The organism is Occallatibacter savannae, assembly GCF_003131205.1.
GTDB lineage: Bacteria > Acidobacteriota > Terriglobia > Terriglobales > Acidobacteriaceae > Telmatobacter > Telmatobacter savannae.
The window spans coordinates 356477-380312 of sequence record NZ_QFFY01000002.1 but is presented as its reverse complement, the minus strand read 5'-3'; the positions used below and the strand labels follow the sequence as shown (position 1 = coordinate 380312).

The 23836-nt window shown below is 52.9% G+C and carries 22 protein-coding genes; 15 read left to right on the top strand and 7 right to left on the bottom strand.

Features of this window, described 5'->3' with window-relative positions:
- The first annotated feature begins 5 nt into the window (after positions 1-5).
- Positions 6-530: a hypothetical protein gene (locus tag DHV10_RS09075; protein ID WP_109486035.1), complete on the top strand. Its 525-nt coding sequence runs from the start codon at positions 6-8 to the stop codon at positions 528-530.
- Between the two features lie 66 nt (positions 531-596).
- Here DHV10_RS09075 and DHV10_RS09070 read toward each other — a convergent pair whose 3' ends face one another.
- Positions 597-788, bottom strand: coding sequence for a hypothetical protein (locus DHV10_RS09070; protein ID WP_109486034.1), 192 nt, complete (start codon positions 786-788; stop codon positions 597-599).
- A 448-nt stretch (positions 789-1236) separates the two neighbouring features.
- Between DHV10_RS09070 and DHV10_RS09065 the strand changes: the two genes are divergently transcribed.
- Both DHV10_RS09065 and DHV10_RS09060 read left to right on the top strand, forming a co-directional pair.
- Positions 1237-1731, top strand: a complete 495-nt coding sequence (locus DHV10_RS09065) for a hypothetical protein (protein ID WP_162601360.1) — start codon at positions 1237-1239, stop codon at positions 1729-1731.
- Between the two features lie 1033 nt (positions 1732-2764).
- Positions 2765-4633 (top strand): FG-GAP-like repeat-containing protein, encoded by a 1869-nt coding sequence (locus DHV10_RS09060; protein ID WP_109486032.1) that lies wholly within the window; start codon positions 2765-2767, stop codon positions 4631-4633.
- 387 nt (positions 4634-5020) lie between these two features.
- On the opposite strand, the gene DHV10_RS09055 is transcribed toward DHV10_RS09060, so the two are convergent.
- Entirely contained in the window at positions 5021-5227 is a 207-nt protein-coding gene (locus tag DHV10_RS09055) for a hypothetical protein (protein WP_109486031.1), read from the bottom strand.
- 357 nt (positions 5228-5584) lie between these two features.
- Between DHV10_RS09055 and DHV10_RS09050 the strand changes: the two genes are divergently transcribed.
- From DHV10_RS09050 to DHV10_RS09030, 4 genes are all read left to right on the top strand, one after another.
- Positions 5585-5872: a hypothetical protein gene (locus DHV10_RS09050; protein WP_109486030.1), complete on the top strand. Its 288-nt coding sequence runs from the start codon at positions 5585-5587 to the stop codon at positions 5870-5872.
- A 112-nt stretch (positions 5873-5984) separates the two neighbouring features.
- Positions 5985-6116 carry a hypothetical protein gene (locus DHV10_RS27975; RefSeq protein ID WP_275425904.1) on the top strand — a complete coding sequence of 44 codons (132 nt, stop codon included), beginning with the start codon at positions 5985-5987 and terminating at the stop codon, positions 6114-6116.
- A gap of 1605 nt (positions 6117-7721) precedes the next feature.
- Complete coding sequence (locus tag DHV10_RS09035) at positions 7722-9545, top strand: CHASE3 domain-containing protein (RefSeq protein WP_109486027.1); 1824 nt, start codon at positions 7722-7724, stop codon at positions 9543-9545.
- A 170-nt stretch (positions 9546-9715) separates the two neighbouring features.
- Positions 9716-10327, top strand: coding sequence for a DUF1579 family protein (locus tag DHV10_RS09030; RefSeq protein WP_109486026.1), 612 nt, complete (start codon positions 9716-9718; stop codon positions 10325-10327).
- 178 nt (positions 10328-10505) lie between these two features.
- Here the strand turns inward: DHV10_RS09030 and DHV10_RS09025 are convergent, their stop codons facing one another.
- Complete coding sequence (locus tag DHV10_RS09025) at positions 10506-10997, bottom strand: PilZ domain-containing protein (protein WP_162601358.1); 492 nt, start codon at positions 10995-10997, stop codon at positions 10506-10508.
- Between the two features lie 707 nt (positions 10998-11704).
- Between DHV10_RS09025 and DHV10_RS09015 the strand changes: the two genes are divergently transcribed.
- Together DHV10_RS09015 and DHV10_RS09010 are read left to right on the top strand one after the other, a co-directional pair.
- Positions 11705-12070: a response regulator gene (locus DHV10_RS09015; protein WP_239461411.1), complete on the top strand. Its 366-nt coding sequence runs from the start codon at positions 11705-11707 to the stop codon at positions 12068-12070.
- Positions 12071-12097: 27 nt separating this feature from the next.
- Complete coding sequence (locus tag DHV10_RS09010) at positions 12098-12679, top strand: response regulator (RefSeq protein ID WP_109486022.1); 582 nt, start codon at positions 12098-12100, stop codon at positions 12677-12679.
- Between the two features lie 1374 nt (positions 12680-14053).
- On the opposite strand, the gene DHV10_RS27015 is transcribed toward DHV10_RS09010, so the two are convergent.
- Positions 14054-14482 carry a hypothetical protein gene (locus DHV10_RS27015; protein ID WP_162601357.1) on the bottom strand — a complete coding sequence of 143 codons (429 nt, stop codon included), beginning with the start codon at positions 14480-14482 and terminating at the stop codon, positions 14054-14056.
- A 253-nt stretch (positions 14483-14735) separates the two neighbouring features.
- Here DHV10_RS27015 and DHV10_RS09000 point away from each other — a divergent pair, with 253 nt between their 5' ends.
- The 4 genes from DHV10_RS09000 to DHV10_RS08975 all read left to right on the top strand — a co-directional run bounded on the left by DHV10_RS09000 (position 14736) and on the right by DHV10_RS08975 (position 19689).
- A complete protein-coding gene (locus DHV10_RS09000) occupies positions 14736-15458 on the top strand; it encodes a phytanoyl-CoA dioxygenase family protein (RefSeq protein ID WP_109486020.1) in 723 nt (240 codons plus the stop codon).
- 1956 nt (positions 15459-17414) lie between these two features.
- Complete coding sequence (locus DHV10_RS08985) at positions 17415-17915, top strand: hypothetical protein (protein WP_109486017.1); 501 nt, start codon at positions 17415-17417, stop codon at positions 17913-17915.
- A 74-nt stretch (positions 17916-17989) separates the two neighbouring features.
- Positions 17990-18748 carry a hypothetical protein gene (locus tag DHV10_RS08980; protein ID WP_162601356.1) on the top strand — a complete coding sequence of 253 codons (759 nt, stop codon included), beginning with the start codon at positions 17990-17992 and terminating at the stop codon, positions 18746-18748.
- A 2-nt stretch (positions 18749-18750) separates the two neighbouring features.
- Positions 18751-19689, top strand: a complete 939-nt coding sequence (locus tag DHV10_RS08975; protein ID WP_109486015.1) for an ATP-binding protein — start codon at positions 18751-18753, stop codon at positions 19687-19689.
- A gap of 71 nt (positions 19690-19760) precedes the next feature.
- On the opposite strand, the gene DHV10_RS08970 is transcribed toward DHV10_RS08975, so the two are convergent.
- The 3 genes from DHV10_RS08970 to DHV10_RS08960 form a co-directional block, all read right to left on the bottom strand.
- Entirely contained in the window at positions 19761-20384 is a 624-nt protein-coding gene (locus tag DHV10_RS08970) for an alpha-ketoglutarate-dependent dioxygenase AlkB (RefSeq protein ID WP_109486014.1), read from the bottom strand.
- Positions 20381-21037 carry a hypothetical protein gene (locus DHV10_RS08965; RefSeq protein ID WP_162601355.1) on the bottom strand — a complete coding sequence of 219 codons (657 nt, stop codon included), beginning with the start codon at positions 21035-21037 and terminating at the stop codon, positions 20381-20383. The genes DHV10_RS08970 and DHV10_RS08965 overlap by 4 nt, the downstream gene beginning before the upstream one ends.
- Positions 21038-21332: 295 nt before the next feature.
- Complete coding sequence (locus DHV10_RS08960) at positions 21333-22184, bottom strand: hypothetical protein (RefSeq protein WP_109486012.1); 852 nt, start codon at positions 22182-22184, stop codon at positions 21333-21335.
- Positions 22185-22670: 486 nt separating this feature from the next.
- On the opposite strand from DHV10_RS08960, the gene DHV10_RS08950 reads away from it, so the two are divergent.
- Positions 22671-23081, top strand: coding sequence for a hypothetical protein (locus tag DHV10_RS08950; protein WP_109486010.1), 411 nt, complete (start codon positions 22671-22673; stop codon positions 23079-23081).
- A 201-nt stretch (positions 23082-23282) separates the two neighbouring features.
- Positions 23283-23579 (top strand): hypothetical protein, encoded by a 297-nt coding sequence (locus tag DHV10_RS08945; protein WP_162601354.1) that lies wholly within the window; start codon positions 23283-23285, stop codon positions 23577-23579.
- Positions 23580-23836: the final 257 nt, after the last annotated feature.

Genomic DNA, 23836 nt, shown 5'->3' with positions numbered 1-23836 from the left:
CAGACGTGAAGCGAGTCAAGAAGAAGTCGGTCAAAACTATCGCGGCCAAGAATGTATTCTCCGATTCGCAGTGGACTGTGGGGTACGGAAAGCTAAAACCCGGTCGGGGACGACCCGAGTTAACGCAACGACTGTTTTTGGCCTTGGGTGAAAAACTGCCATTTGAAGCTCTTCCGAATGTTCGTCGCTACCTGAAGGAACAGAATATTCCTCGAATGGGCGTGTATATCGCGCACGATTCAATGAGCTACGCCCGTTATATCGGACGAGGGGATATTTTTCAGAGGCTCGGGGCGCGAAAGAAAGCTCAAGAACTTGAACTCAAATATTTCTCATTCTATGTAGTCAAAGATAAGAAGCACGAACGGGAGATTGAGTCGCTGCTAATCCGAGCAGCGGGGCCACTGCTGCAATTCAATACCAAGAAGAAACGGCTCTCGATAAGTGCTGGAAGCGTGAAGGACTACGAACCCGGTACATTATTCTTCGAACGTCGGTACAAGAGGGGAATGAAGCGACGAAAAGGATAATGCGCCTATGGGTGGCACATCGCGCGACCAAGTGCAATTCGAAGTTGCCTTGTCTCCTCCTGATCTTCAGCACAGTGACCGAGAGACGCGGCGATCCTTCCGCATCCCGTTGATCAACTTCAGGTGGAATGGCACGTCGATGCCGATCAGGCGCTTTCGGCAATCGGGCTTGTCTTCTCGATATTCAAGCTTCTTTTCTCGCGAGACAATCTGGCTGAACCATTGGCGTTCAATGGTGGTTGTGATGGTTTGCATCATTGACTGTCCTCCGAATGCTACCTCGGCTCCGGGCCGAAACGGCCACTAGAGTCTGGCGCGGTCTTTCCTTCCGTAGCTCAATCTTTGCGGCAGTATACCTCCTCCTCTCGAGCGGAGCACAAGTCGTTTCAGATGGCTTCCTCTCCCGTGATCACCGCATCTTCGCAAGACAACTCCAGCACTCGGTAAACCCAACTTGCTGTCAGACTGAATAGTTTCAGCAGAAGCTGGATCACGATTTTTTGTTCACAGAGAACTGTTTCTCGTTGACACTCTACTTCGCCTAGTGGTACACGTTCACCCTCCCCCGAAAGCAAGCCCACAACTCTGCCTATCGAGGAGAACCATGACCAAAATGTGTAGAACAAGCCTGTGTGCTCTTGCGACGTTCGCCGCATTCGCTCTCCCCTGCGTTGCACAGCAGAACCCGTGGAACGGCTCTTGGAAGTTGGATCGCTCCACGCTCAAATACGATGGTCCGACTGTTTCGGTGGCTGCGGATGACAGCGGCTTCACTGTCACTCGCGGCGGCAAGGCTGGTCCTAAGGTAGTCTGCGACGGTAAACCCAACGCTCCGGATAACGGTGTTATCACCACTTGCAGCAAATCTGGTTCTGGTTACGAGGTCGAAAATACCCGTGACGGCAAGCAGATCAACAAGATCAAGATCGAGCTATCCCCAGATGGAAAGAAGCTAAGCCGAACCATCGACATCACGCCGCCTGACGGAAGCCCGTACACGCTTACGACCACTTCCAAGCGGCTTTCTGGAGGTCCGGGTTTCTCCGGAGTTTGGAAGGAGACTTCCTTCACTGAATCGCAAGACAATGGTGTGCTCACCATTGAAGTCAAAGGAGACAGTGTTGATTTCAAAGAAACGAGAAGCCGATTACCTGTAAGCTCGACGGCACTCCAACGACCACATCGGCTGGCCGGACAATGAGCGTGAAGCAGGATGGGCCTCGGACTCTCAAAGTGACTTACAGCATTGACGGCAAGGTCGCCCGCGAGAATACTTTTGTATTGAGTAGCGATGGCAAAACAGTAAAGGAAACAGATATCACGCCAGCACCGTCGCCTTCAACGATGTCAGTCACGTTCCACAAGTCCTAACACCCTGATCACATGAGAACCTGAGTCGAGTAATCATGCTCGACTCAGGTCCCCCGGTGACATAGGGTCTTCGCTGTCGCGTCATCGGAAGCCGCTGAGTATTCGGCGCTGCGCTGAAAGTGCATGAAGGCTCCGCACTCCTTCATCGCAAAGGGATGCCTCTCCGGATGGTCGGTACAAACAAGCATTCTCTGAGTGAGAGCCTATGATGCCAAGGGATCACACCGTCGCCGCACCGCTTCTTATAGCCGCAGCAGCCATTTGTTTACAGGGCTGTTTTCGCGTGCCCGAACAGCCAGCGATTGTGGGCGCGTGGTACGTAAACATTCCCGCAGCGCCGTATCCGTATCATCTGTTCATCTTCCATGCTGACGGCACGGTCATCCAGTCAAATCCGGATTCAGGTAATGCTCATTACAGCGATAGCAATTTAGTTGGGGCATGGTCCGCGCAAAACGGGAACTTCAAAGCAAAGCTCATCGAAACATCGGCTGATCGAGACTCCCACAAATACGTCGGTCGTACCGAGTTGATCATGTCAATTGAATTGAGGGGCGATTCGCTCCGCGGTACTGGTACGGCATCGTCATTCGAACCGGGAAGACCCAACAGTACGCCGCGTTCATTCGACCTCTCAGGCTCCCGAATACGACCTTGAGGGGATCACGGCGGAATCTGAATTGTTTCCGCAGAGTCTGTGAATCCTCGAATGGACTTAACAGGTTGCGCCTAATGCCTGATGGGCAACAAAGCCCCGCGCTGAGCCAGTTGGCAACATTTTGTTAAAGCAACCACGGATGCCCTTTCTCGACTCGAAATCGTGAGAACGTCTGTCTGGTCGCCGCAGACGCTCTGGAGGGGCTATGACTGCCCGCACATGTACCCACCTCGCACTCTGTGCTGCGGCTGCTACCTGCATAGCAACAGCCCAGAGTTCCGCCACTTTAACACCGAAAACCAGTACGGATGCCCAGACTCCCGCGAATTTGTACGCGGTTGACCTCAATAATGATGGGTTTGATGACCTCGTCGGAGACGACGGACAGTCCGCACCGGGATTCAATGTCTCGATCAACAATGGAGATGGCACGTTCAAAGCTCCCGTTCATTATTCGGTTCCCGCGAAATCGCTGATTGGAACGGAGCCAATCGTCACGGGCGATTTCAACGGCGATGGGAAAGCTGATGTAGTCGTGGTTCTGAGCAACACCGCCCAAGTGGCATTCTTTGCTGGGAATGGCGACGGAAGTCTCCAAGCACCGAAGATTTCAACCGTTGGCTTGCCCTCGGGCTGGATTTTCCAATCGGGAGGGGCTACTGGTGCTGATCTGAATCGGGACGGGAAGATCGACCTGATCGCTTGGACTCTACTGCCGGGACAATTCAGCGGTGAAGGGGTGACGGCGTTGTACGCGATGGAAGGCGATGGGGCGGGCGGTTTCAGAAGTCCGCATTTGGTTCTCTCGGGGCCGATGCCTGAACCAGATTTCCAAGTCTATGTGGGGGATTTCGACGCTGATGGCAAGGCTGATCTAATCGCGACAGAGTACACGCTGGACAGTGAAGGCACAAACCAGAACACCCATGTCCATGTCCTCTACGGCAACGGCGATTTCACGTTCACAGACACAGTTCCGTACACACAATCACATGGGCCGTTCATGATCGGCGCTGGCGACCTGAACAGCGACGGCAGGTCAGACTTCTTCTCGTTGAATGGGTTCGGCACAAGCCAGCAGCTTGGCGTGTTCTATGGAACGACATCCAGAACCTTCGCTAGCTACTTCCAATCGTTGTCTGGAAGCTATCCTGTCGGCGCTGGAAGTGACAGCACTGACCAATACACTTCACAATACATCTTGGGTGACTTCAACGGCGATGGTCGCATGGACCTAGCAGCGGTCGCATCCAATTCCACCTATAGTGCGTCATACGTGCTCCTACTACTGGCCACAGCGAACGCTGGTCAATTCACCGAACAAGCAGTGCAAATGCCAGCCAAGTACCCCGAAGTCTCAATGCCTGTGGTTGGACTGTTTGGCAACAGCTTGCTAAAGCCCGACGTGGCACTGAATCAGAGTTCAAACTACGGAAGCCCTCCGCAGGACCAGCCTTCCCATTTCCTCAGCGAAATCAACTCAACCAGTAGCGGCTGGTTCGGACCGTGTGCCTATCCTCGCTCCGGAAGTGGTTTCAGAGTGTGTTCTCCGGGAACTCCACTGAATGGGAAGACACTTTTCAGCACTTCGGTGAATTCCTACGGCAAGCTGCGCAAGGTTGAACTCTGGGTGGATGGTAAGAAGGTGCAGGAGCAGCAACACACTTGGGATCAACACGCCTACTTCAATTGGAGCGGTTCATTTGGCGCCGGGACTCACCAAGCCACATTCTACGCAGGAGATGTGGACAATCACCTTCAGAGATACAACTTTAGCTTCAACGTAGGTGGCGTCTCCTGCACTGCTCCGTCTTCACCGGGAGTTCACGTGTGCAGCCCGGCCAACAACTCCACAGTCAGTTCACCCGTTCAAGCCACCGCTTCGGCGGCGATCAGTGGAACGCTCGCCCGAATGGAAATCTGGGTGGACGGAGTGAAGAAGTATTCAGAAACATCGAGCTTGACGGAATCTGCGTCACTCTCACTCTCCTCCGGGAAACACAAATTCGACTTCTACGCGGTGAACACTGCCGGGACAAAGTGGGAAACTTCGGTGTACGCTACGGTTCAATGAACTTTTGCGTTTCTCATACCAAGGTCGATACTAGACTCGCAATGCTGGTGGATCGTCTGTGAACGGATTAACTCGGCGTGGTCGTTTGCTACTGAATGGCAAGCAACAGGACGAGATCATTTCAGTTTGAACCAAAGGCAGGGTCGAACTCCCCTAAATGTGGAATTCCGCTTGGGGCTCGGCTTGTTCTAGGCTTCTAGATGAAGCCAGTGTTGCTCCAGCACCTGCCGAACAAGCTCACGGCGGGTGTTTGAGTTTTTAGCGCACGGCTTTCCCGCACACCCGCATAAGTCTGTGTCGAGCACCCAGTTCGGCGGAGCAACGAACAAATCGGGGGACATCAGGGCAGGATCGCGAAGAAAGTTTCAAGTCCGGTCTGGTTTCCCTTCACTTCTGCTTCAGAAGCTTATCCGCCTTGCGATCAACCTTCTGCTTGTCAGCCGCACTCAACTTGCCCTCATGCTCGGCTTGCGAGGCCCGTGCTTTTGCATTGCGGGCGTGAGCCGCGTCCGGCATGGGATATTTGCGTTTCTCCGGAAGCCCGAAATCGCTTTTCGGTTCCGCATTCTTCTTTGCGGTTGTGAGTTTTGCCATGGGTAACCTCCTCACCGGATGAGATGCCATCCTCCGGATGGGTGGACACGATCAATGCTGAAAGTCCCGCATGGTCACGGACCGTTGTCTCTCCGGAAGTCCACATATCCTTAACGATTCCCGAGCAACAGCGGCTGACAAGAAGTTGACCTCAGAACCACGGTGCCCCCGGCTAATCGATGACTAAGCAAGCAAGTGCTTCACAGGAGGTACATACATCTCTCGCATTTTCGAAACATCTAATATGCTGTGCCTGTCGTTCATCCTACAGGCACGCCGCCCGACTGCCGACTCGGCGCAACTGCTGACTTGTTGCTGCCCGAGTCTGAAAATCAGTGGCGAGGATGCCGCATCTCAATGATGAATGCGAATCACATCAAGGCGAGAAGAATAGACTTCCTTCAGTCGAAGCTTGAGGAGCTTGCCAGCAGAAAACAGCGGCTCACCACCGTCATGTCTTCTGGCAGCTTGAGCAAAAAATCTTATCGGCTCTGGGCTAAGCGGCTCGAATGTGTCGTCGAGGACATGCACAAATACAGTGCCGCACTTGCTGAATATGAGCAATGCGAAAGAGCGATAGACTCGGAAGGTGGCATTCTCTCCGGAAAACGCTCCCGAAGTGCATCCTTCGCCTCCCGTCGCTAGTCCGGACAGCCGGACAAACCAAAATCCAACAGTTCCGGTTCGGGGCGCATGAGGATCACCGCCTGTTCTCGATCAGGAACACAGCAGTCATCCATATATATGCGAGAGCCAAATGGAGCCAAAAGCCATACCTTTTCAGGAATGGACGGGCATCTACGTATTCGGCCAGTATCGACCGGAAGCCCAGCCATACGAGTGCAGCAAGGCATGGCGGCATGAGAACGAGAATCAGCAGTTGCCCTGACGAGTACATCGGCGCAACACCTTCGGGTTAATCCGCACGATAGCAGACGCACGCTGGTGCACGCACCACGTTCGAACTCGACCCACGGTGAAGGCGGGCATCCCCGCTTGTCTGTCCTACGCGCTCGGAACAGATAGGGTTTGCTCCTACCTCTGTCGAAGAACACACCATGCGACGTAGGCAAGGAAGCAATTAGCGAGTAAGTAAAGCATCCAGCGCATCGAGGAAGGCCAACTTTCTTGGGATTGAAAGAAGACAGGAAGCAGAATAGATGCGGCGGCGAGACATGCCAGTCTTAGAGGCTCGGGAAGAGGACAAATGCCGAGAACTGCGACTGCCACACCGAGAAACCCGAGCGGATTCGCCGGTTCAGAATCGCGATCTTGAAGGTCTTGCATTTCGTCCGATGCTTTCACAATGGTCGATGGAGTACCGATGCGAAAAAGATTGAGTCTGAGGTCAACACCTCTTCTCTGTGCCTTTTCATCCTCGCTTTGAACCAGCCCGTCGCTATCGCTTTGTCCCTGAGTGGGGGGGCACTGGGCGATTCGCATACAAATAATCGAACTTTTTCCGGAACTTACGGATCAGTTCCGGGTCAAGGTCTTTCCCGGCTCTTGCTGAGCCGAGTGCTTCGATGAGTGGGTCCATGCTTTGGTCTTCAGGGTGTAGCGCAAGGTGTCGGCTCACCATTGCCTCCATTCGCTCTAGGTGTCGAGCCTTTCGATAGAGCCTAAGCTGCGCCTCACAGGTGGAGCCGTTCTGAGCCGCAGAGAGGCGGACTTCTCTATTCGTTAGCTCCTGTGCGTTCGCCTTAAGCCTTTGATAGGCCTTCCATGACATCTGCTGCTGTCCTGTCTCGACTCTGAAGATCAATTCGTCGAGCTTCTCTCGTTGTATGACGTCGTACTTTCGCACTTTGCCGAACATTCGGTCACCATCTACCTCATACGCAGAACTGAATTTCTCGTTAAGCAAGGCCGGGGTACTCTCAGACGGGCCTTAATGGTGAAGCATGGTCCTCTTCTACGCGCTGGGCAGAAACTCTGGAATGAGCAGTTCCTCCCAGCGGAAGACACTGGGAGCACACCGATAGAGTCCAGCCCATTCGAGTCGCTGTTCAAATGCGGATTGGGCAGCGACTTGCGCTTCAGTCGGAGTTGACTCATGCCCTTCTTGCAGTAGCGATCCGTCCGACATGCAAATAGACCAAACCCAGAGATTCGACTTCTCAAATCGGACACGAAGCTCGAATGCTCGGCCTAGAACCGATAGCAGACAAACACTAGTTGAGTTGGACATTGCGGGTCGATTGTACAAAGGTAGCGTTTAGATCGAACAGCCGAGTCTTGTTGAATCAACAAAAAGCTTGATCAAATACCATATGATCAAATCGATGCATGTGTACAGGTGAACCAGCCGTTAGCTGCGGGAGCAATTTACACGCCTCGCTTACCATTGGTACTCTGGTTTCCCTAGAAGCGTCTGATGCGCTCACCCGCTCGCTGAGGAGTCCTGCAAGACAGCACACTAGTTCAAATTTTCGCGCCTCGTGATCTCGGAAAGACGGGGACATCTCCGCTATGAAGGAGAGCAAACGGACGGATGGAAGAAGCTGAACTGCGCCCCAAAGATGGCCTCATGAACAAGCGGGTCTTCCGGAACCTGCTTCTCCGGGCGTTTGCATTTCCAGTGGCCATTCTCATTTCAGCCTTCTTCCTGATGGCGCGAACGATCCACCAGCTTGAGGACCGAGCCATCCTCGTTGACCACACGGATCAGGTGATCTCAAGCGCAAATCTGCTCACAAAGCTCATCATCGATCAGGAGACGGGTTTACGGGGCTACATCGCGTTCAGAGATAAGCAATTCTTAGAGCCGTTCGAGAAAGCCGACCACAGAATAGAAGAGCAGTTTGCGCAGTTGTTTCAACTTGTTTCTGACAATCCCGGTCAACTCAGCAGATTGACGAATATCCGTTCCACTTATTCTCGATGGCGACTCGGCGCGAAATCTGGCGTGGAGGGAGATGCGAGTCTTCGCGCAGGTATCGAGCGGAAGCAGATCATGGATGCCCTTCGTGCTGAAATCGATGATTTCATCGCGGTCGAAGAAGGCCTTCGAGAATCTCGCGAACAATCATTTATTTTCTCGTCGAGAACTCTTAACGGCACAGTCCTTGCCGCACTCGCAGTGGGAGCAATTCTGATTGGTCTCTTCACTGCCAACAGTTTGCGCCGACTCAGCCGAGCTTACGAGCAACAACTTGAGCAAGCTGCAAGGGAACGTCAGTTCGCCATTGAACAGGAAGCATGGCTACGAACGACTTTGCGGAGCATTGGGGACGCTGTAATCGCTTGCAATAAGGACGGCAAGATCATCCTGATGAACGTCGTGGCCGAGAGGCTTACGGGATGGCTAAGCGTGGATGCAGAGAACAGGCCATTGAGCGAGGTGTTCAGGATCATGAATGCTACATCCAGAGCAATCGTTGAATCACCTGTTGAGAAGGTGCGCCGATTCGGAACAGTAGTCGGTCTCGCAAACCACACTATCCTCGTCCGCCGGGATGGCGGAGAGGCTCATATCGATGACAGTGCTGCTCCGATCATCGACCACACTGGCGAGATGGTTGGAGTTGTGCTGACATTTCGCGACATCACGGATCGACGAAAGGCCGAAGATGCTCTCCTGAAAGCAGAGAAGCTGGCTTCTGCCGGGCGTCTCAGTGCGGCGATTGCGCATGAAGTTAACAACCCCCTTGAGGCGCTAACCAACCTGCTATTCCTAGCTGAAGCACGGGTTGAGGGCTCCAGCGCCAAACCACTAATTCAACAAGCAGCAGTCGAAGTAGATCGCATTGCTCACATCACGCGGCAGTCCTTGGGATTTTTCCGCGATGGGACGGCTCTGAAGCTGTTCAGTGCTGCCGATCAGCTTAACCAGACCGTTGCGTTCTACTCCGCACGGGCAACTGTTAAGGGAGTGACTCTCGAGACAACCCTACGAAGTGACGTAGAAGTGTTCGGGTCTCCGGGAGAATTTAGGCAAATTCTATCCAACCTGCTCTCCAATGCACTGGATGCTTGCGCGGCCGGCGGTTCCATTCATATTGCGCTTCGGAAAGAGACAGAAAGGAAGTCGGGTCGAGTTGGAGCCGCCATTACGGTATCCGATTCGGGAGGCGGGATCGAATCTGCAAAGCGTGCTTCGATCTTCGAGCCGTTTTACACGACCAAAGGGAGTACTGGGACAGGATTGGGACTCTGGGTGACGCGGCAGCTTGTTGAAAAACACGAAGGAAGCATTCGCTTCCGATCAAAGACGGAAGGTGAGAGACATGGAACCACCTTTCGCTTATTTCTTCCTGCGGTCATCGCGGAGGTGAATCAAGCATCGACCAGCAACGCCGAGGGTCTGATGCCGTAACAAAAGGAAGCATGCTGGAGCTTTACCGAAGAAGGGGGCCATTTCCGGGCAAGACGGTGACTGCTGAATTCTGCGCTCGAAACAACCCGATGTAGATGTTCTAATTGTGTCCTTGAGCCAGCCACCCTTTCCCGAACGGCGCGGCTGACGCTCCGACCAGAGGAGAGCTAATGAATCGACAAACTGTAGTCGCTTCGATGCTTATTGGTTTTGCGTTCTCCAGCATTGGGATGTCTCAGCAGCCAGCAGAGACAGACATGCGGCACATGATCGAACTTTCGAAGCCCGGTGAGAATCACAAAGTTCTAAACGAGTTGGTCGGCGAATGGAGATTTACGGGCAAGCACTTCTCAGATGATCCGAACCAGAAGCCGCTTGAGTTTAGAGGTACCTTCACCAGAAAGCCGGTCTGGGGTGGTCGTTACTTTCTGACTGAAACTACGGGGGAGAAATTAAAGATGCCGTGGTCCGATGGGCCGGAGGTTCCATACAAAGACATGAGCCTCGAAGGATATGACAATGCAAAGGAGAGATTTGTACGTGCAATGATCGATAACCATTGGGACACGGGAATCCTGTCCTCAGAAGGGACCTACGACCGGATCAGGAACACTATAACCTTCGTCGGAGAGGTTGAGTCGGAACCCGGAATCAGAGTCAAAACTCGCATGGTCTTGAAGATCATCGGTCGCGATCAGTACATCGAAGAGGGGTACGAGGATCACAATGGGCATGAAGTCAAGGTCACGGAACTGGACTACACGCGAACTAACGTCAACTGATCAACCTTCTGTTCTGTCGGCATCGTAGGACATCTCGAAGTCGTTGAGATGGATCAACAGCAAGACGCGAACGAAATCCGGTCCCTCTTCACCCCGAATAGACGACCCTAACCTTCGTTTTCCGACGCGAAAACACGTGTTGATCGAAACTCCCTACAGGGAGCACCCGCCCGGAAGCTCAAACAGTCATCAGTTCCTCATCAGGTTGAGCAAACGGAAGTCCGCTTAGGAAGTCGGCGACTCGAGTCATGTCCACCACAGTTGTCCCACTGTCCTCAGTCTTGATCCAGTCTTCACTGGGAGGTGGAACGAAAGAGAAACCGACACCATTCTTTCCCGTCCGGACGACAGTTGCGGTTACGGTGAGGATTCGACCTATGCCTGCCGTATCCACGCGCTCGAGGGTGACAGGGAACGATGTTCCGGCAATCCAACGCTCTTCCGTGATCATGTAGAAACCGCTCACGCTAAAATCACCGATTCTGAACTCAGCGGAACCACGGACGGTGCCAAGATAGGCGATAATGGGCGGCTCTACAAAACGGTTCGCAATGCGTTTCTCAGGAAAAATCCACCGTAAAAGCCGCTTCATGTATGGCTTGGCAGCGCCCTGAATGACTTGAAATGTGGAGTGTTCTACCTCAATAGCAGTTGTCATGTTCATCGTCATCACTAGCTTTATTCCCGCCATCCGAGGCGACCCCGCCGCCGGACGTTGAGGGATGTTCAAGCCTACCGTGAAGCAGCCGGATTGCACATTCCACAAATGTGCATGCATATTGCTCTTTGGTAGCTCTGAACGCCGGTTCTAGAGAAGGACATTCGAGAACCCGCGTTCAGCTTGCGTGACAGCCACCAGTGACGTTGCGGCAAGTCGAAGACAGTGCCACTCGAAACTGAAGCGAAAATCCGTCAAAGGCATCACCGCATCAGCCTTCGATCCAGACATACAGGTGGAACAGATAGGAGAATGGTCATTCCTATATCGACCGAAGGAACTCGCCCTTGTAGCGCAACTAACGCCATTGAGCGAATTAAGCGCCTATCTTGAAGCCGTGTGATCGATTGCCGATTCGGGAGTGGCAAAGCAAGTTGGCGTCGAACTGTGATCGCCATTCAAGCCGACAGGTCGAGGGTCCGAGTAGCCGGTAATCCGGCCACAACCCTTTCTTGATATCGACCAGATTGGCTTCGGAGAGCGAGGGTTCCATGGTGTGCTGGCGAGAACGGGCGCGGCCTTGCATGACACGGGTAAGCAGTCCTCATGCTGCAGAGTCGCGCGATTGTGCAACCAACTCTCGCAAAGGGAAATCCAAGCCCTGTAGCTCTTACGTCTCGGAGATTCTCACCACGACGGGCCCTAACCGCAAACTGAACGTGCTGGTTGTCGATGATGAGCATCTTGTCGCCGATTCCCTCTGTCAAATACTGAATTCTTTCGGGTTCAACGCATATTGCGCATACAGTGGGCCGCACGCGATACGCCTCGCCACATCCGCTCCGTTCGATGCGCTTATCACAGATGTTGTGATGACCGGAATGACCGGAATCGAGACCGCTCTAGAAATCTGGAAAATTTTGCCGAAATGCAAGGTCATGCTGGTGTCTGGGCATCAAGGAACTGCTGACCTGTTGAAGGCTGCTCAAGAACGAGGGCATGACTTTGAAATCTTTGCGAAGCCCGTCTATCCGGCACTGATAATCGAAAAGCTCAGAGCAATAACGCCAGCGATATTACAATGACGGAATACAGTCAGCGGAGCCGTAGACATGGGCCAACAAGGGTTCAAGCTCAGAATTCTGTTTGTAGATGACGACCAAGCACTCAGGGAGACTTCTGCTCTCATTCTGAAAACTTTCGGCCACGAAGTGCGAACGGCTGAAGATGGTTTTCGTGCGCTCGTGGAACTCCGCTCCGTTCTGCCGGACTTGATCGTCTCTGATTTGCGAATGCCGGGAATGAGCGGCTTCGAGTTGCTGTCAATCGTCAGACAGCGATTTCCGCACATCCCTGTCATAGCCATTAGCGGAGAGTTTTTTGGTACTGGGATCACCGCTCCTCTTGCGGATGCTTTCCTCTTGAAGGGTCAGTACAAGCCGGAAGAACTTGCGTCGAAGATCGAAGAACTGATTGGACTCTCACCCCTCAGGCCGCATCTCCCAAAGCCCGACAAGGCTCCGGTCTGGATTCCGATAAACGGCAAGGACTACGTTGTTCTGACTTGTCCAGACTGCCTTCGCTCGTTTTCAGAACCGCGTACAGAGTCGCAGGGAGTATTGCAAGCGGCTTGTCCTGCTTGCATGACCAAGGTGCGCTACATCCTTGACGCTATTTCCGACAGTCATCACTGAGGTTCTCTTTCGGAACTGCCTGCACTGCTGCCATCACCACCCGCGTCCCCGTTCCGGGCGGCAACGTTGCTTCCCGAGCAACTGCTCGAGCGTGTTATCGGCACTCGGACCCTAGAAGGCGAAGGATCAGCAAAGGTCCGAGTGTGCCGGTGACTCGATCAGAACACAAAAAGCGGGCTGGGGAACCTCCATTATCTAAACTCCGTTCTCTATTTCGAGTCGAGTTGGCTCTGCATCACCTGCCCCGCGGTGGCGCAAAACACCAACTCAAAGATGCCTCTGGACTGCACGAATCACGCTTCCGTTGAATGTCTCTCGAATCTAGGGATCGGACGAACAGCCAAAGTGGGAGGGCACGGGAGTCTTATGAATTCCTTACGCAACCATCAGTGACGAAACGTTATCGAAGTGGGATGAACGACGGACGTAAAACTACTTAGAATGTGGGCCTTATGTATTCACCGCTTGAAGGACAAGCGATATTGATCGTAGACGCCGTCCTAATCCTGTTTTTGCTGATTTCAGAGCACATTCCTATGAAGAAGCCTTTCTGGTTCCATTCCCTCTTGGGGCTGTGTTGGGGTGTGATCGTTGTTGCGACAGAGGCCGTGCAGTGTGTCAAACGCTGACGACATTGTCTGCATCTTCTCTGGTATGAACGACGGAGATTTGGTGATACGCTCTATCAATCTTGTCGCTGCAAGCCGTGAACTGCTCAACCTTTATCACGTCATAGACCGGAATTCGGATTGCTGTCTATGCCACTCATGGGAAGCAATTGAAAGGAGCTGGGCGCTCATCAAACGCTCTGACGCCATCATCCGCGACTTGCAGCCACAGTGACGAGCAGAACTAAATCGACGATTATCGTCACTTAACAATATCTGTTCTGGCTTTCATGCCATCATACGAGCACTATGGAATTTGAAGACATAGTGATACGTATCCGTGAATACACGGCTCAACTACGTGAAAGTGTCTCAAACAGCCGCCGTTTACGCGAACAGCACAGCGACACCCTCTCCACTACGCATAAAGCTATTCAGACGAGTCTCGACAAGCTTTTACAAAGCGATATGACAATAAAGAGGATGAAGCTTCTCGGGTTTGAGGCCCACGAAGAGAAATAGACGGACGCCGCCCATCTGAGTTGTCGCCGCGCCCTTTTAAGTTAGGCCGAAACCTGTGTCAGACTAAGCCCTGGGCAAATCGGAACCAACCCAAAATCCGTTATGGCCGGTGATTCGCCCGGAACATCCGTTGTGCCTCACAGTAAAACGATTTGCGCCTTCCTGAGTATCTACAGATGAATCACCGATTGGCGAACTACTCGGGTTTCGTCCGACAGTTTGCGATGGCGAACTTCGCTGAAAATCATCGAAATGCAGAAGCGATCAGTTTCAATACTTGCGGAATACATCGGACGCCGGAGTCGCTTTGACCAATCTTCTGCCTCTGGGCTTGCAAGGGGAACTTCAATTCCGGGATAGGCGAGGCATCAGTTCGTGCCAAAGACATAGCCCTCAGGCTCTCCAGCGGCTTCCCACGCAGCGAAGTCGGTGAACTCATCTGCCCACGAAATTTGCCAATTGTTCTCACCAATGCGCGTCTTGTAATGGAGATCGACGATATGCGTGAAATTAATTCATAGGTTCCCGGATCGCGGCACAGGCTGTCCTGAATGACGAATCTGTAGTCTCTTCCATGAGGAGCAAAGCCATGCTCCATGACTCCAAAATCACAGTCGGTAAGGGAGCCATTCAGCAGTAGGCTAATAGGGTTCCCAGTCAGGTTACCGCTCATCAGTTGTTCCACCCGCTCTAATACTGCCCTTCATCATAGTTGGCGCGTGGTCGTTACTCGGAACTTGGCGATATTTTGCTCTCAGGTCTCCTCTCGAAGGTAATCCGCAGGTCCATAGCAAACGGCGTAGGACGATTCGGTCGTTTGGGCGTACCGCACCTCCATTCGCTTGTTCGGCACCAAACCGTTCTTGGACGGTTCAGAGAAGTCACCACGTTTCTGGTAGGCTCGTCGCTTGGATAGAAGTGACGAAATGTCCGACTACAGCACATCGACCGCCTACGTCGTGAAGGAAGTTCGAGACGTTGGCTTCTCGACCCTCTCCGGCCCTCTCGCGACCGAACGCTTCAATACATTGAGAGATGCTTACGACGAAGCCATGGCCGCTGCTCACGAACCGCATTTCAAGGTAGGTAGCACCACCACTCGCCTGTCGAACCTGCTCAGTTTCAGCCCCATCTTCGACGAGGTCTTCCTGCATGAGCCGCTTCTCGAAGCCTGCTCGGAGTTCATGGACGGAGACTTCAAGCTGAGTTCATTCCTCGGAAGAACTCTCAGGGCGGGAACACCTGCGCAGGCGCTGCACGCAGATTTGCCACGAAGTTCGCAGGATTCTCCTCTCCTTGGTTTCATTCTCATGATTGATCCCTTTCGAAACTCTAACGGGGCGACTCGTTTTGTTCCCGGCTCGCATCGATGGCCGGGCCCTCCAGACGACTTGATGGTAGGCACTCGGGCTCCCCATCCGGAAGAGGTTTTGGCGTGCGGAGAAGTTGGGACACTGATCCTGTTCGACGGCGCTATCTGGCACGGGCACACGGCAAACACCACCTCACAGGGACGCCGCTCAATTCAGGGGTATTTCGTCCGAAGAGCGGTTCGACAAGGATTTGATTTCAGAAACGGCTTACCGAGTCAGGTACAGGTACGCATGAGTGCCCTTGCGCGGCACGTTCTTGCCCTAGATGGTGACTGAGCCCTGTGTGGTCGCGTCTGAAAAGCCGACCAGCGGTGTGGTTGTCATCGGGCTCTGGAGCGCCATTGGCGGTCTCGGAGCCGCTACAAATATGTCGGGAGAGTGGTCCACAAGGTCATCGACGACTTCCTGACCTTTGAACCAGCCAGTCAGCCATCCTCGACAGGAGGACGGCTGCAAAGGGCTTCGGAGGACGAGCACTGCGGAGTAGCGTTTTCGCCAGTTTTATTGGCAAAATTGACCTGACCGAAATGTTCTATCTTCGCTCTTAGACTTCTGTAAGGCACGGGTCTGGATCAATGTCGCTGGCCGGGATGTCTTCTCTTCGAGGAACATATCGGGTGAACCGCCAGAAATCCGCGCCATTGATTGTTACTGGCTCTTTTGAATCAGACCAGCCGCAGGCATCGCACCAGTGGTTGTAGCTGTTAGTGGAGCAGTCGTACCAGCCGTAGCTCGCGGCGTGGCCGCAGTTCGGGCATTTTTCTCTTTCATGTGACGACGTCGACATTACTGTTTTCCTAGCACTTGGATTTGACCAAACGGCTCGAAGTGGAAGGAGAATTACTTCCCCACTGATGCCGGGGCGAGTGTGCCGTCTCGCCCCATACTGTACTTTCGAAACACTGCCGAAAGTAGGGTAGTTTAGATGGTCATCTGAACTACCTATCAATGGAATACTGAGAATGGGCCAGCCGAGATTGACCGAGTCTTCAACCCAAATGAACGGATCGATCGTGAATCGTCCGGCCCCGGACGCAAAGCGGCTTAATGGTGCGCCAGACCAGCATTGGGCTGCATTCAAAACAGCCTTTGCTCGACGTAGTGGTTGGAGCACGCATCCCCGCCCGAAAAATTGTTAGGCACGCTGGTCAACTTCTCGCTAAAGCGATCACCTGCTCAGGCATGGTCTTCTTGCTCACTAGGGACCTTGTGCGACTCGGTGAAGGTTTTAAGTACCTGCCTAATCGACATCCGCTTTTGGACGACCAATTTCGCACCGAACCTCCTGATGCGGTGATGCACCGGGTCGCCCAGAACAGTGGCCGCATACCAGCGAAGCCGCCGTCCGTTCAATGACTGGTCAATCTCGTAAACAGCGTCTTGATCCGGGAGATGATGTACGACCTCGACGCTACCGTCCTCCCGCCGCTCCGCGCCGACGCGAAATACGTCGAAAGCGCGGACGAATGTGTATCGAGGACAGGGTGCAACAAGGAGTGCCACGTATGGAAGACCGCGTAAGGGCAGACGGAGTTCGGTGTACCTTGCTTCACTGCCCATCAGAGACCTCAGTCGATGTAGGCTGCTGGCTGTTTCGCCCGCACCCTCGTAGCTTGGCAACCTGATACACCAGTTGTTCACTGCAACCCAGTTCTGCCGAGATGGCGGAGTAGGAGCGGCCTGAATATCGAATCCTGCATTCGACTACGTCGAAAAAACTTCCCGCAGGGCGTCCATCGCATTTTTGAGTTTGTTCACCTTGGAATTTGCCACGAGTTTAGCTCCAGCAGCGGTTCGCAATCACATCACCGCCTACCTATGACTTGCGTAGCGCACTTTTTGCGTTGATTTTCGAGCGACAAAATAGAAATCCCAGTTGGAACGGCCAAAACGCTCATGGGATGCCGTTTCTCGTTGCCGATCATCACAAACAAGCCGGATAGATAAGCTAACGAAAATAAATCAGTGAAAAACAAAATACCGAAACCGTAAGTGTTACCCGCTTTCGGGTAAACACCAAAATTGACGGAGTAAAGCAGTAATGAATGATGCACACGAAAAGCTAGTCAAATATTTGAAGAAGATGCGTCCGGAGGAGACATATTCCTCAGTTGCACGGATGTTGGGCACTTCTGTAGCAACAATCACACGCATAGCGCGAAAAGCGGGGTTACCGTCTCGCGGTAGCAAGCGTCTGACGATCGCTGACGTAGAGAAATTGGAGGTCAGGAAATGAGCTACCCAAAGCAGCTTAAAGTTGACGCCACCTATACTTGCGGACACATCCTCCATCTCGCCAAAACTGTGTACAACGAGCTTCAAGAGGAGGATTTCGTTTTCACGGGTCTATATGAAGTCTGTCCGGAGTGCCGCGAGGCAAGCCGAATCCGTTACAGCGAGGTATACGAGATGCTCAAGGACAAACGTTATTACTCTTACCAAATTCTTTTTGAAAGACACGCGATGATTTGCGGAGACCGCCTCCATAAGGAATTGCTGCTCGACTTCAGCACAACTAGTTTTTTTGTGGAGTACAACATCAATCAAAAGCACATGAAGCCCGTGGGGCTTTACAAAGGGACGGTCTTCCTCCCGTTCGAGGGCTACACGGTCGCTTACATGGAGTGGCTGCTCGAATCGAACGAGGAGTCCATCCTCAGATACCAAAAAAACTCGGAGGAAGCAAAGCGGAGAGTGAGGTACTTGCCCGAATGGCAAATACTCGACCAATAAACCCTAGCGGTTTGCCATGGTTTCCCTTCTACGCCGTGCAGTGGCTCTCCTCCGAGACGGTGGATGGGATGACGATGACAGAGCGCGGCATCTACATCAGCTTGATCGCTTTGAACTGGCGCGATGGAAGCATCTCATGGAGCGAAGCACGCCTTGCGAAGAAGCTCGGAATTGACCGGAGAACCATTGGAAAATTCTTGGAAAAGTACAGGCTCCTTACAGAGCCTCTCCAAGAGATTTCCTCGGAATCTCCATCCCTTCTCCATTCAGGCTCCACAAAGGTTACATTCCCAAAGCTGCAAGCTTTCGCAGAAAAATTGGGGAAAAATGTGTCCGGGGCGAAACAGAGTAGAGGAGAGCAGACAGAAGTAGAGGATAGGCAGATAGAGAGTAGCAGTAGTGCCGCAGCAAGCAGCAGCAACGCTGCCACACTCTCCCTCTCTTCGAGGGATCAACCGGGAAGGAACAAGCCCGAATGTCCCCGCAATGCCGAACAAGCTATACAGCCCGTATCGCCACCGATAGTCAACCGTCCGAGCGTCAACCTGCCTGATATCCGCAACTGGCCGGAGTCGGAATCGCGGTTTGGCGTACCCGGTTCGCGGCTTCGGAACTGCCTCCGATACCAACTCGACCATAGCTCTGACGATTGGTATCGGACCAAGGCTTACCCGAACATGACCCGAATGAACTCGGAGACATACGTCCGGAAGCTGGACGCAGACACACCACCCGGTTGGTCTCCAGAAACGGTGCAGATCGACAAGAAAGCCGCCAAAGCAAAGTTACAAACTGATCTCGGCGGATACAAAACTCGTGGAATGGAGGATTAGAGATGACTGAAAACGAATTTGAGGCACTAAAGCGTCAGGCAGAATTGAATCAGAAGCACGGGACTCCTCAGTGGCGGGTGATCGACAACCCGCTCTGGGCCTATCCCAAGGGCATCCGGTCGTGGACACCGTCACAGCACGATGCCATCATGTTCGGGGATCAGCCTTGCCCAATCTGTGCGGGGAAGCAGGTCGTTGAGTACACAAGGCAGTTGGAAGGAAGCGACCGCACGATGAAGGAACAGACCGCATGTTTGTGCCAGCTTGTCATCCGTCGGAAGACAAAGTTCTTAAAGCGTCTCTTGCCAGAGCGGTACCTGCGTTCCAGCCTATGGAGTATCAAGCCGTCAGAAAAGTCACAGATGAGCCTTGAGAGACAGGAAAAGACCATCAAATACGTCTGTGAAAACAAGAACTCCAGCTTTTTCTTCTACGGCCCTCCCGGCACAAGCAAGACGACGTTCGCTACGGCTCTGATGAGGTTTCATCTGGAACTGAACTGGAACATCGGTCTCATCTTGGACGAGTATGGCTATCCATATAAGATCGACACCACCTTCTGGCTACACTACATCAACTGGGACAGGCTGATTGGCGAGTATCTCGATTACCAAAATCATCCGGAAAATGCTCCTGCGCCGTCGCTGACGCCTCGTCTCATTCGCGAATCAGCCGCCAAGGGACGTACCCCGGTAATCGCGATTGAGGAGGTCGATAAGAGCCGCCTGACGGAATTCAAGATAAACAAATTATTCGAGATCGTTTGCGCCATTGATGAGGTCAAGGGTCGTCTCATCATGACAACAAATCATACGTCGTTGGAATCGTTTCAGAAATGGCTCTATCAGACTGACAACGAAAACATCAACATCACGGGAGAAGCGGTATGGCGGAGGATCTCAGACAACTGTCTCATGGTCAATTGCCGGAAGGGTAACTGAATGATGCTGGATGCCACAATGTCACTAGACGAGTTGACTTGGATCGATCTTCCACCTGCACTAGCACGTCGTCAGAAGTGCCGATATGTCAGACTGATCCGCTTACCTTCTACCTTTCTTGTATCCTTCGGGATCGAGTGCTTCCAATACCTATTGAAGCTGTTCGCGAACAGCACCAAGCTTCCAGAAGGGAGGTCTATTCCAACCGCACCGGGCACGTTCATCAGGCTATTCACCGTTATCGCCACTCCCTTCAGGTTGGCATCGGGGGGTGTTAGAACCATCTTCCGTTCGGCTCCCAGAGAAATTGAGGCGATGTAGAGGGGCTCCCGCTTTTGTCCTTCGATTACCGTATCTTTGTCGTGATGCGGCCCGATGTACGCGGAACGGGTGCCATATTCATTGCAAGCGCACTGCTGGAAATCGACTCCGAAGGCGACATCCAGACTTTCCTTCAATTCTAGAGCAAGGGGCTCCCAGTCCACTGAAGACTTCGCGGTCTTGTTGTAGGAGTACGGAAGGCCATAATTAACAGTCCGTCGCTCGATGAGGTTTTGCTTGGCGTACATCGTGACAATCTCATCAGTCCACGATAGCTTGAGAGCCTCCTCAAAGCTCAACTGGGGATTCTTGACCCATTGAGGGTAGAGATGGAGTTCTGCCCCGTCTCCAAGACGATAAATTGTTGGCTTCATGCGCTCACCGCCTTCACTCGCTGTGGAATTGTTGGAGGCAGGGTTACTGCGGGATCCGCTGTCGGCTCTGCCGCTACTGCCTCTGAGTCCTGTTCTGGCCCTGAATCAACAAATCGGGGGTTGTTCGAAGTCCCCTGATTCGTTGGTCGTTCTGTCGGTCTCAGACTCGTCAGCATCGATCTCAGCTTCTGATCGAAAGACTCTCCATTGCTCCAACTCAACTTGTTCGCTGCATCGTTGATCGCAGATTTCTTGAATCCTTGAGCCAAAAGTGCGGTCACTACCTCGTTCCGCAAATCACAAGGTGCAGTTCCCCGCAAGTCTTCGATTGAAGGCAATGCCGACATCTCAGGTTCCTCGTCCCACTTCTGATCTTCCACGAGATCGCCGCTCTCGACGAGATTTGCTATGGCGTTCGGTTTCAACCAAGCGACATTGTCGATTGGTCGCGTGTATTGCTCCATTATCGCTCGGATCATTGTGACTTCTTCGGGCAGCATTCGTGATCTCATCTTGCTCACGAGGCCCAGCACTCTCAGTCCATTCACGCGGAAGTCATTGTCCTCTTTTTCTTTCTTCTGCTGGGCTCTTTCCAACATGCGACTTGTTCGTGTGACATCTTCACCCTGCTGTCGAGCACGTGATTTTGCCATGCGGCACGCACCGCATACCTCCCCGGCAGCAATAGATTTTTCCGTCTGGCACACCCTGCATCTTTTGAGCATTTTTCTGACCTTCCCATGGCACCCGCTGTCACATGTCACAAACAAGCCTCCGTTGTGACATAACTTTTCGTCCCGTTCCGAGTGTCACTGTCACGCGGTGGCTACTCACACGTGACACAATGGCTACCGGAGATCGGAGCGCAATCCGCGCTTGCCATGAAGACATTGTCGAGCGAAAAATGAAAGGAGGGTGGGGAGGAATTTGTCGTTATTGCGGCATCAACTATTTCCCCGATGCATCGCGAGAGGACCCGTTCTTGATCGGCTTTTTCGTGTTCTTCCGGGCTTCTTTCACCGATTCTGATCCATAAAGCATGGTGTGGATAGAGTCGAAAAAGTCTTGTTTCGTTGACCGCTTTCTATTGCGAATGGTGCCTCTGCTTATCGAGTCGGATTCCCTCCTCTCAGCGAACGGGGCCACTTCAGCATGGCCGCACCCATGGGCAAGCAACGCGATCCTGATTAGGTCATGACACTCTCGCTGGCTCAGACCGGCCCTATCCTCCATCACAAATATCAGCGGCAAGCAGCGGTCGATAATGTCTGGTGCTTGGGTATATGGTCTCAGTATTCGGTCTACTTGCTGAGAAAGGAGCGATGAAAGCCCAAGGCACGGATTGCGTAAAGCACCAATGGTTACCTCGAAAAAGCCATCCTGAGTGCTCAAAGTCTGTGGCCCTTTGTCGATCTGGATCGCGAAAGCCTCGATCTCTTGGGCCAGTCGCTTCATTCGACTTATAAGTTGCATGTCGCTCTTAGAAAGAGGGGAGCTTTTCACTTCTACTGGGTTCGATTCCCGATACAGACGCTCAATCAAATCGGTGCGGGCGCTATCGGGCTTTTCACGATCGTCGAGTAACTTCTTCGCAGCCTCTTGGGTCAATCCATGGTGCTCGATCGCCCGATTAAATTGCGCGATGTTCGCTTCGCGTTGCCGTTTCTCATTCTGAACCCACTTCTGTAAGCCTCGATGGGCATCAGAACCATTTTTGAGCAGTTCGTTGAATTTCCGCTGCCACCCCGTAAAGTCAACGGGTGAACTGGGATATGCAGCTTGGTTTTGCTTCTCGGCCATGCGGGCAGTGTACCCGAGTCGGAGAGTGGGGAAAAGTTTGGGCGCATCTTTGTGCGAACTTCCTCCCCGATTGGTTCACGTTCCTGATCACACAATTGAAGTAAGGAGGCAGGATCAAGATGTCTGACATTCCGGGTTACATTAACCCTCGAACCCTTGGTAACGATGAGCCCCACCGCATCTTGCAAATGGATATCTTTTTTGAGCAGGAACTGTGGGACAGGTACATCGCTAACAAGAATAGTAGTCGGCGTGACCTCTACACATGGGATGCGTTTATGCTGGCGTTTACCTCAATTTGGGGATTCGGCGGTCCTCCTCGAATTTCCCGAGAGCAGTTGTTGAAGGGCATCCAGAGGTACGGCAAGATTGGGCACCATAAACCTTGCACAATTCGCGTATACGAACATCCACAGATTATGGCGTTATGCGTTGGGTTAGCAAAGCCATTGGCTAACGAGTCGAGGCACGAGACGGAGGAAGCCGATGTCTAATGGCAATCGTGTTGCAATCTCTTTTGACTCGTACAACCCTCGTCGCTACTCGCGCCCTTGGATTGCGCGTGTTGTCGCTTGGGCTGTCGGTCAGAAGCCCGAGTTGCAGTTCGGCGGCTACTGCGGCGACGATGGCGGTGGTGAGGCTGAAATCATCGCCCATCCCGGCGACATCATCCGCTACGGTCAGCGTGATGGTCGCCGCCCGGACAGGAGCATCAACGAATGGGCAGTGGTCGAAGAGGACTACTCAGTAAGGGACATCAAGCAGACCGAGGCGCGTGGTCTGTTCAAGCAACGCCCCAAAGCCGAGTCCACGCCAAGTCCGATGGGTGTGTGTGTTTCTCCAGAAGAAGGTTACACCTGCCTTCTCAAGAAGCCTGATGCGAGTTGGGGCCCCTGAGCCGGGCTGTTGAGCAGGAAAGCAGACCGACATTCGACGATGAATCTCAATTTCAGATAGTCAGCAGCCGGACGCATTTGCGGCGAAGATAGAGCGGCTCGACGGGCAGGTTGTTCTAGCGTTTCGTGGGGCCTTCACCTTGGTTGCTTCTGCACAGCGGCAAAGATCGCAGCCAGCAGTTCTATGGAGAGAGGGAGGAACATGATGACGACAGGATCAGATGAGGAATATCCAATGGAAGCCATAAGCGTACTGAAGCAGTTCGGCGTTGCGTCCCTCGAAGACGCGAAGGAGTTAGCCGACCTTACGAGCCGCATCGTAGCCAACCTCAAGGTTATTGAGGAAGACGACGCGGACTTAGATGGACTTTTGGAGCAGACTACCGCAATCGTCGCAAATCTGAAGTTCATCGAGGATTCGAATCTAGACCTTGATGATTTTCCTGAGCAAACAAACGCTATCGTCGAAAACTTGAGACTTATCGAGGAACGGACTTAACCATAGCGAATGGCGGTCGGACGCCTTTCCGAGCCACGTCAACTGCTACGACCTATATCTACTGGAACGGGGATCGGGAATACTTCAGAGGAGATGAGAACTATCTATTTCTCCCTTTGTCTGCGAATGTCCGAACCACCCGTTCAGGAGTGATCTTAGGTAGGTAACAGATTCGCTCTGGCGTGAGCCAAGACAATTTGAAGATGTACTCCGCAGTCTAACGGCTGGCTCACGGAGTGCACGGGGCGGGAGTGGCA

Excerpts from the sequence above, each read along its gene's own strand:
- DHV10_RS08985 (WP_109486017.1), top strand. The coding sequence starts at position 17,415 with ATGAGCTACCCAAAGCAGCTTAAAGTTGACGCCACCTATACTTGCGGA.
- DHV10_RS08970 (WP_109486014.1), bottom strand. The coding sequence starts at position 20,384 with ATGAAGCCAACAATTTATCGTCTTGGAGACGGGGCAGAACTCCATCTC.
- DHV10_RS09035 (WP_109486027.1), top strand. The coding sequence starts at position 7,722 with ATGGAAGAAGCTGAACTGCGCCCCAAAGATGGCCTCATGAACAAGCGG.
- DHV10_RS09030 (WP_109486026.1), top strand. The coding sequence starts at position 9,716 with ATGAATCGACAAACTGTAGTCGCTTCGATGCTTATTGGTTTTGCGTTC.
- DHV10_RS09010 (WP_109486022.1), top strand. The coding sequence starts at position 12,098 with ATGGGCCAACAAGGGTTCAAGCTCAGAATTCTGTTTGTAGATGACGAC.
- DHV10_RS08960 (WP_109486012.1), bottom strand. The coding sequence starts at position 22,184 with ATGGCCGAGAAGCAAAACCAAGCTGCATATCCCAGTTCACCCGTTGAC.
- DHV10_RS09070 (WP_109486034.1), bottom strand. The coding sequence starts at position 788 with ATGATGCAAACCATCACAACCACCATTGAACGCCAATGGTTCAGCCAG.
- DHV10_RS08945 (WP_162601354.1), top strand. The coding sequence starts at position 23,283 with ATGATGACGACAGGATCAGATGAGGAATATCCAATGGAAGCCATAAGC.
- DHV10_RS09025 (WP_162601358.1), bottom strand. The coding sequence starts at position 10,997 with ATGACGATGAACATGACAACTGCTATTGAGGTAGAACACTCCACATTT.
- DHV10_RS08980 (WP_162601356.1), top strand. The coding sequence starts at position 17,990 with ATGACAGAGCGCGGCATCTACATCAGCTTGATCGCTTTGAACTGGCGC.
- DHV10_RS09055 (WP_109486031.1), bottom strand. The coding sequence starts at position 5,227 with ATGGCAAAACTCACAACCGCAAAGAAGAATGCGGAACCGAAAAGCGAT.
- DHV10_RS08950 (WP_109486010.1), top strand. The coding sequence starts at position 22,671 with ATGTCTAATGGCAATCGTGTTGCAATCTCTTTTGACTCGTACAACCCT.
- DHV10_RS09000 (WP_109486020.1), top strand. The coding sequence starts at position 14,736 with ATGTCCGACTACAGCACATCGACCGCCTACGTCGTGAAGGAAGTTCGA.
- DHV10_RS27975 (WP_275425904.1), top strand. The coding sequence starts at position 5,985 with ATGGAGCCAAAAGCCATACCTTTTCAGGAATGGACGGGCATCTACGTA.
- DHV10_RS09050 (WP_109486030.1), top strand. The coding sequence starts at position 5,585 with ATGATGAATGCGAATCACATCAAGGCGAGAAGAATAGACTTCCTTCAG.
- DHV10_RS08965 (WP_162601355.1), bottom strand. The coding sequence starts at position 21,037 with ATGGCAAAATCACGTGCTCGACAGCAGGGTGAAGATGTCACACGAACA.
- DHV10_RS27015 (WP_162601357.1), bottom strand. The coding sequence starts at position 14,482 with ATGAGCGGTAACCTGACTGGGAACCCTATTAGCCTACTGCTGAATGGC.
- DHV10_RS09060 (WP_109486032.1), top strand. The coding sequence starts at position 2,765 with ATGACTGCCCGCACATGTACCCACCTCGCACTCTGTGCTGCGGCTGCT.
- DHV10_RS08975 (WP_109486015.1), top strand. The coding sequence starts at position 18,751 with ATGACTGAAAACGAATTTGAGGCACTAAAGCGTCAGGCAGAATTGAAT.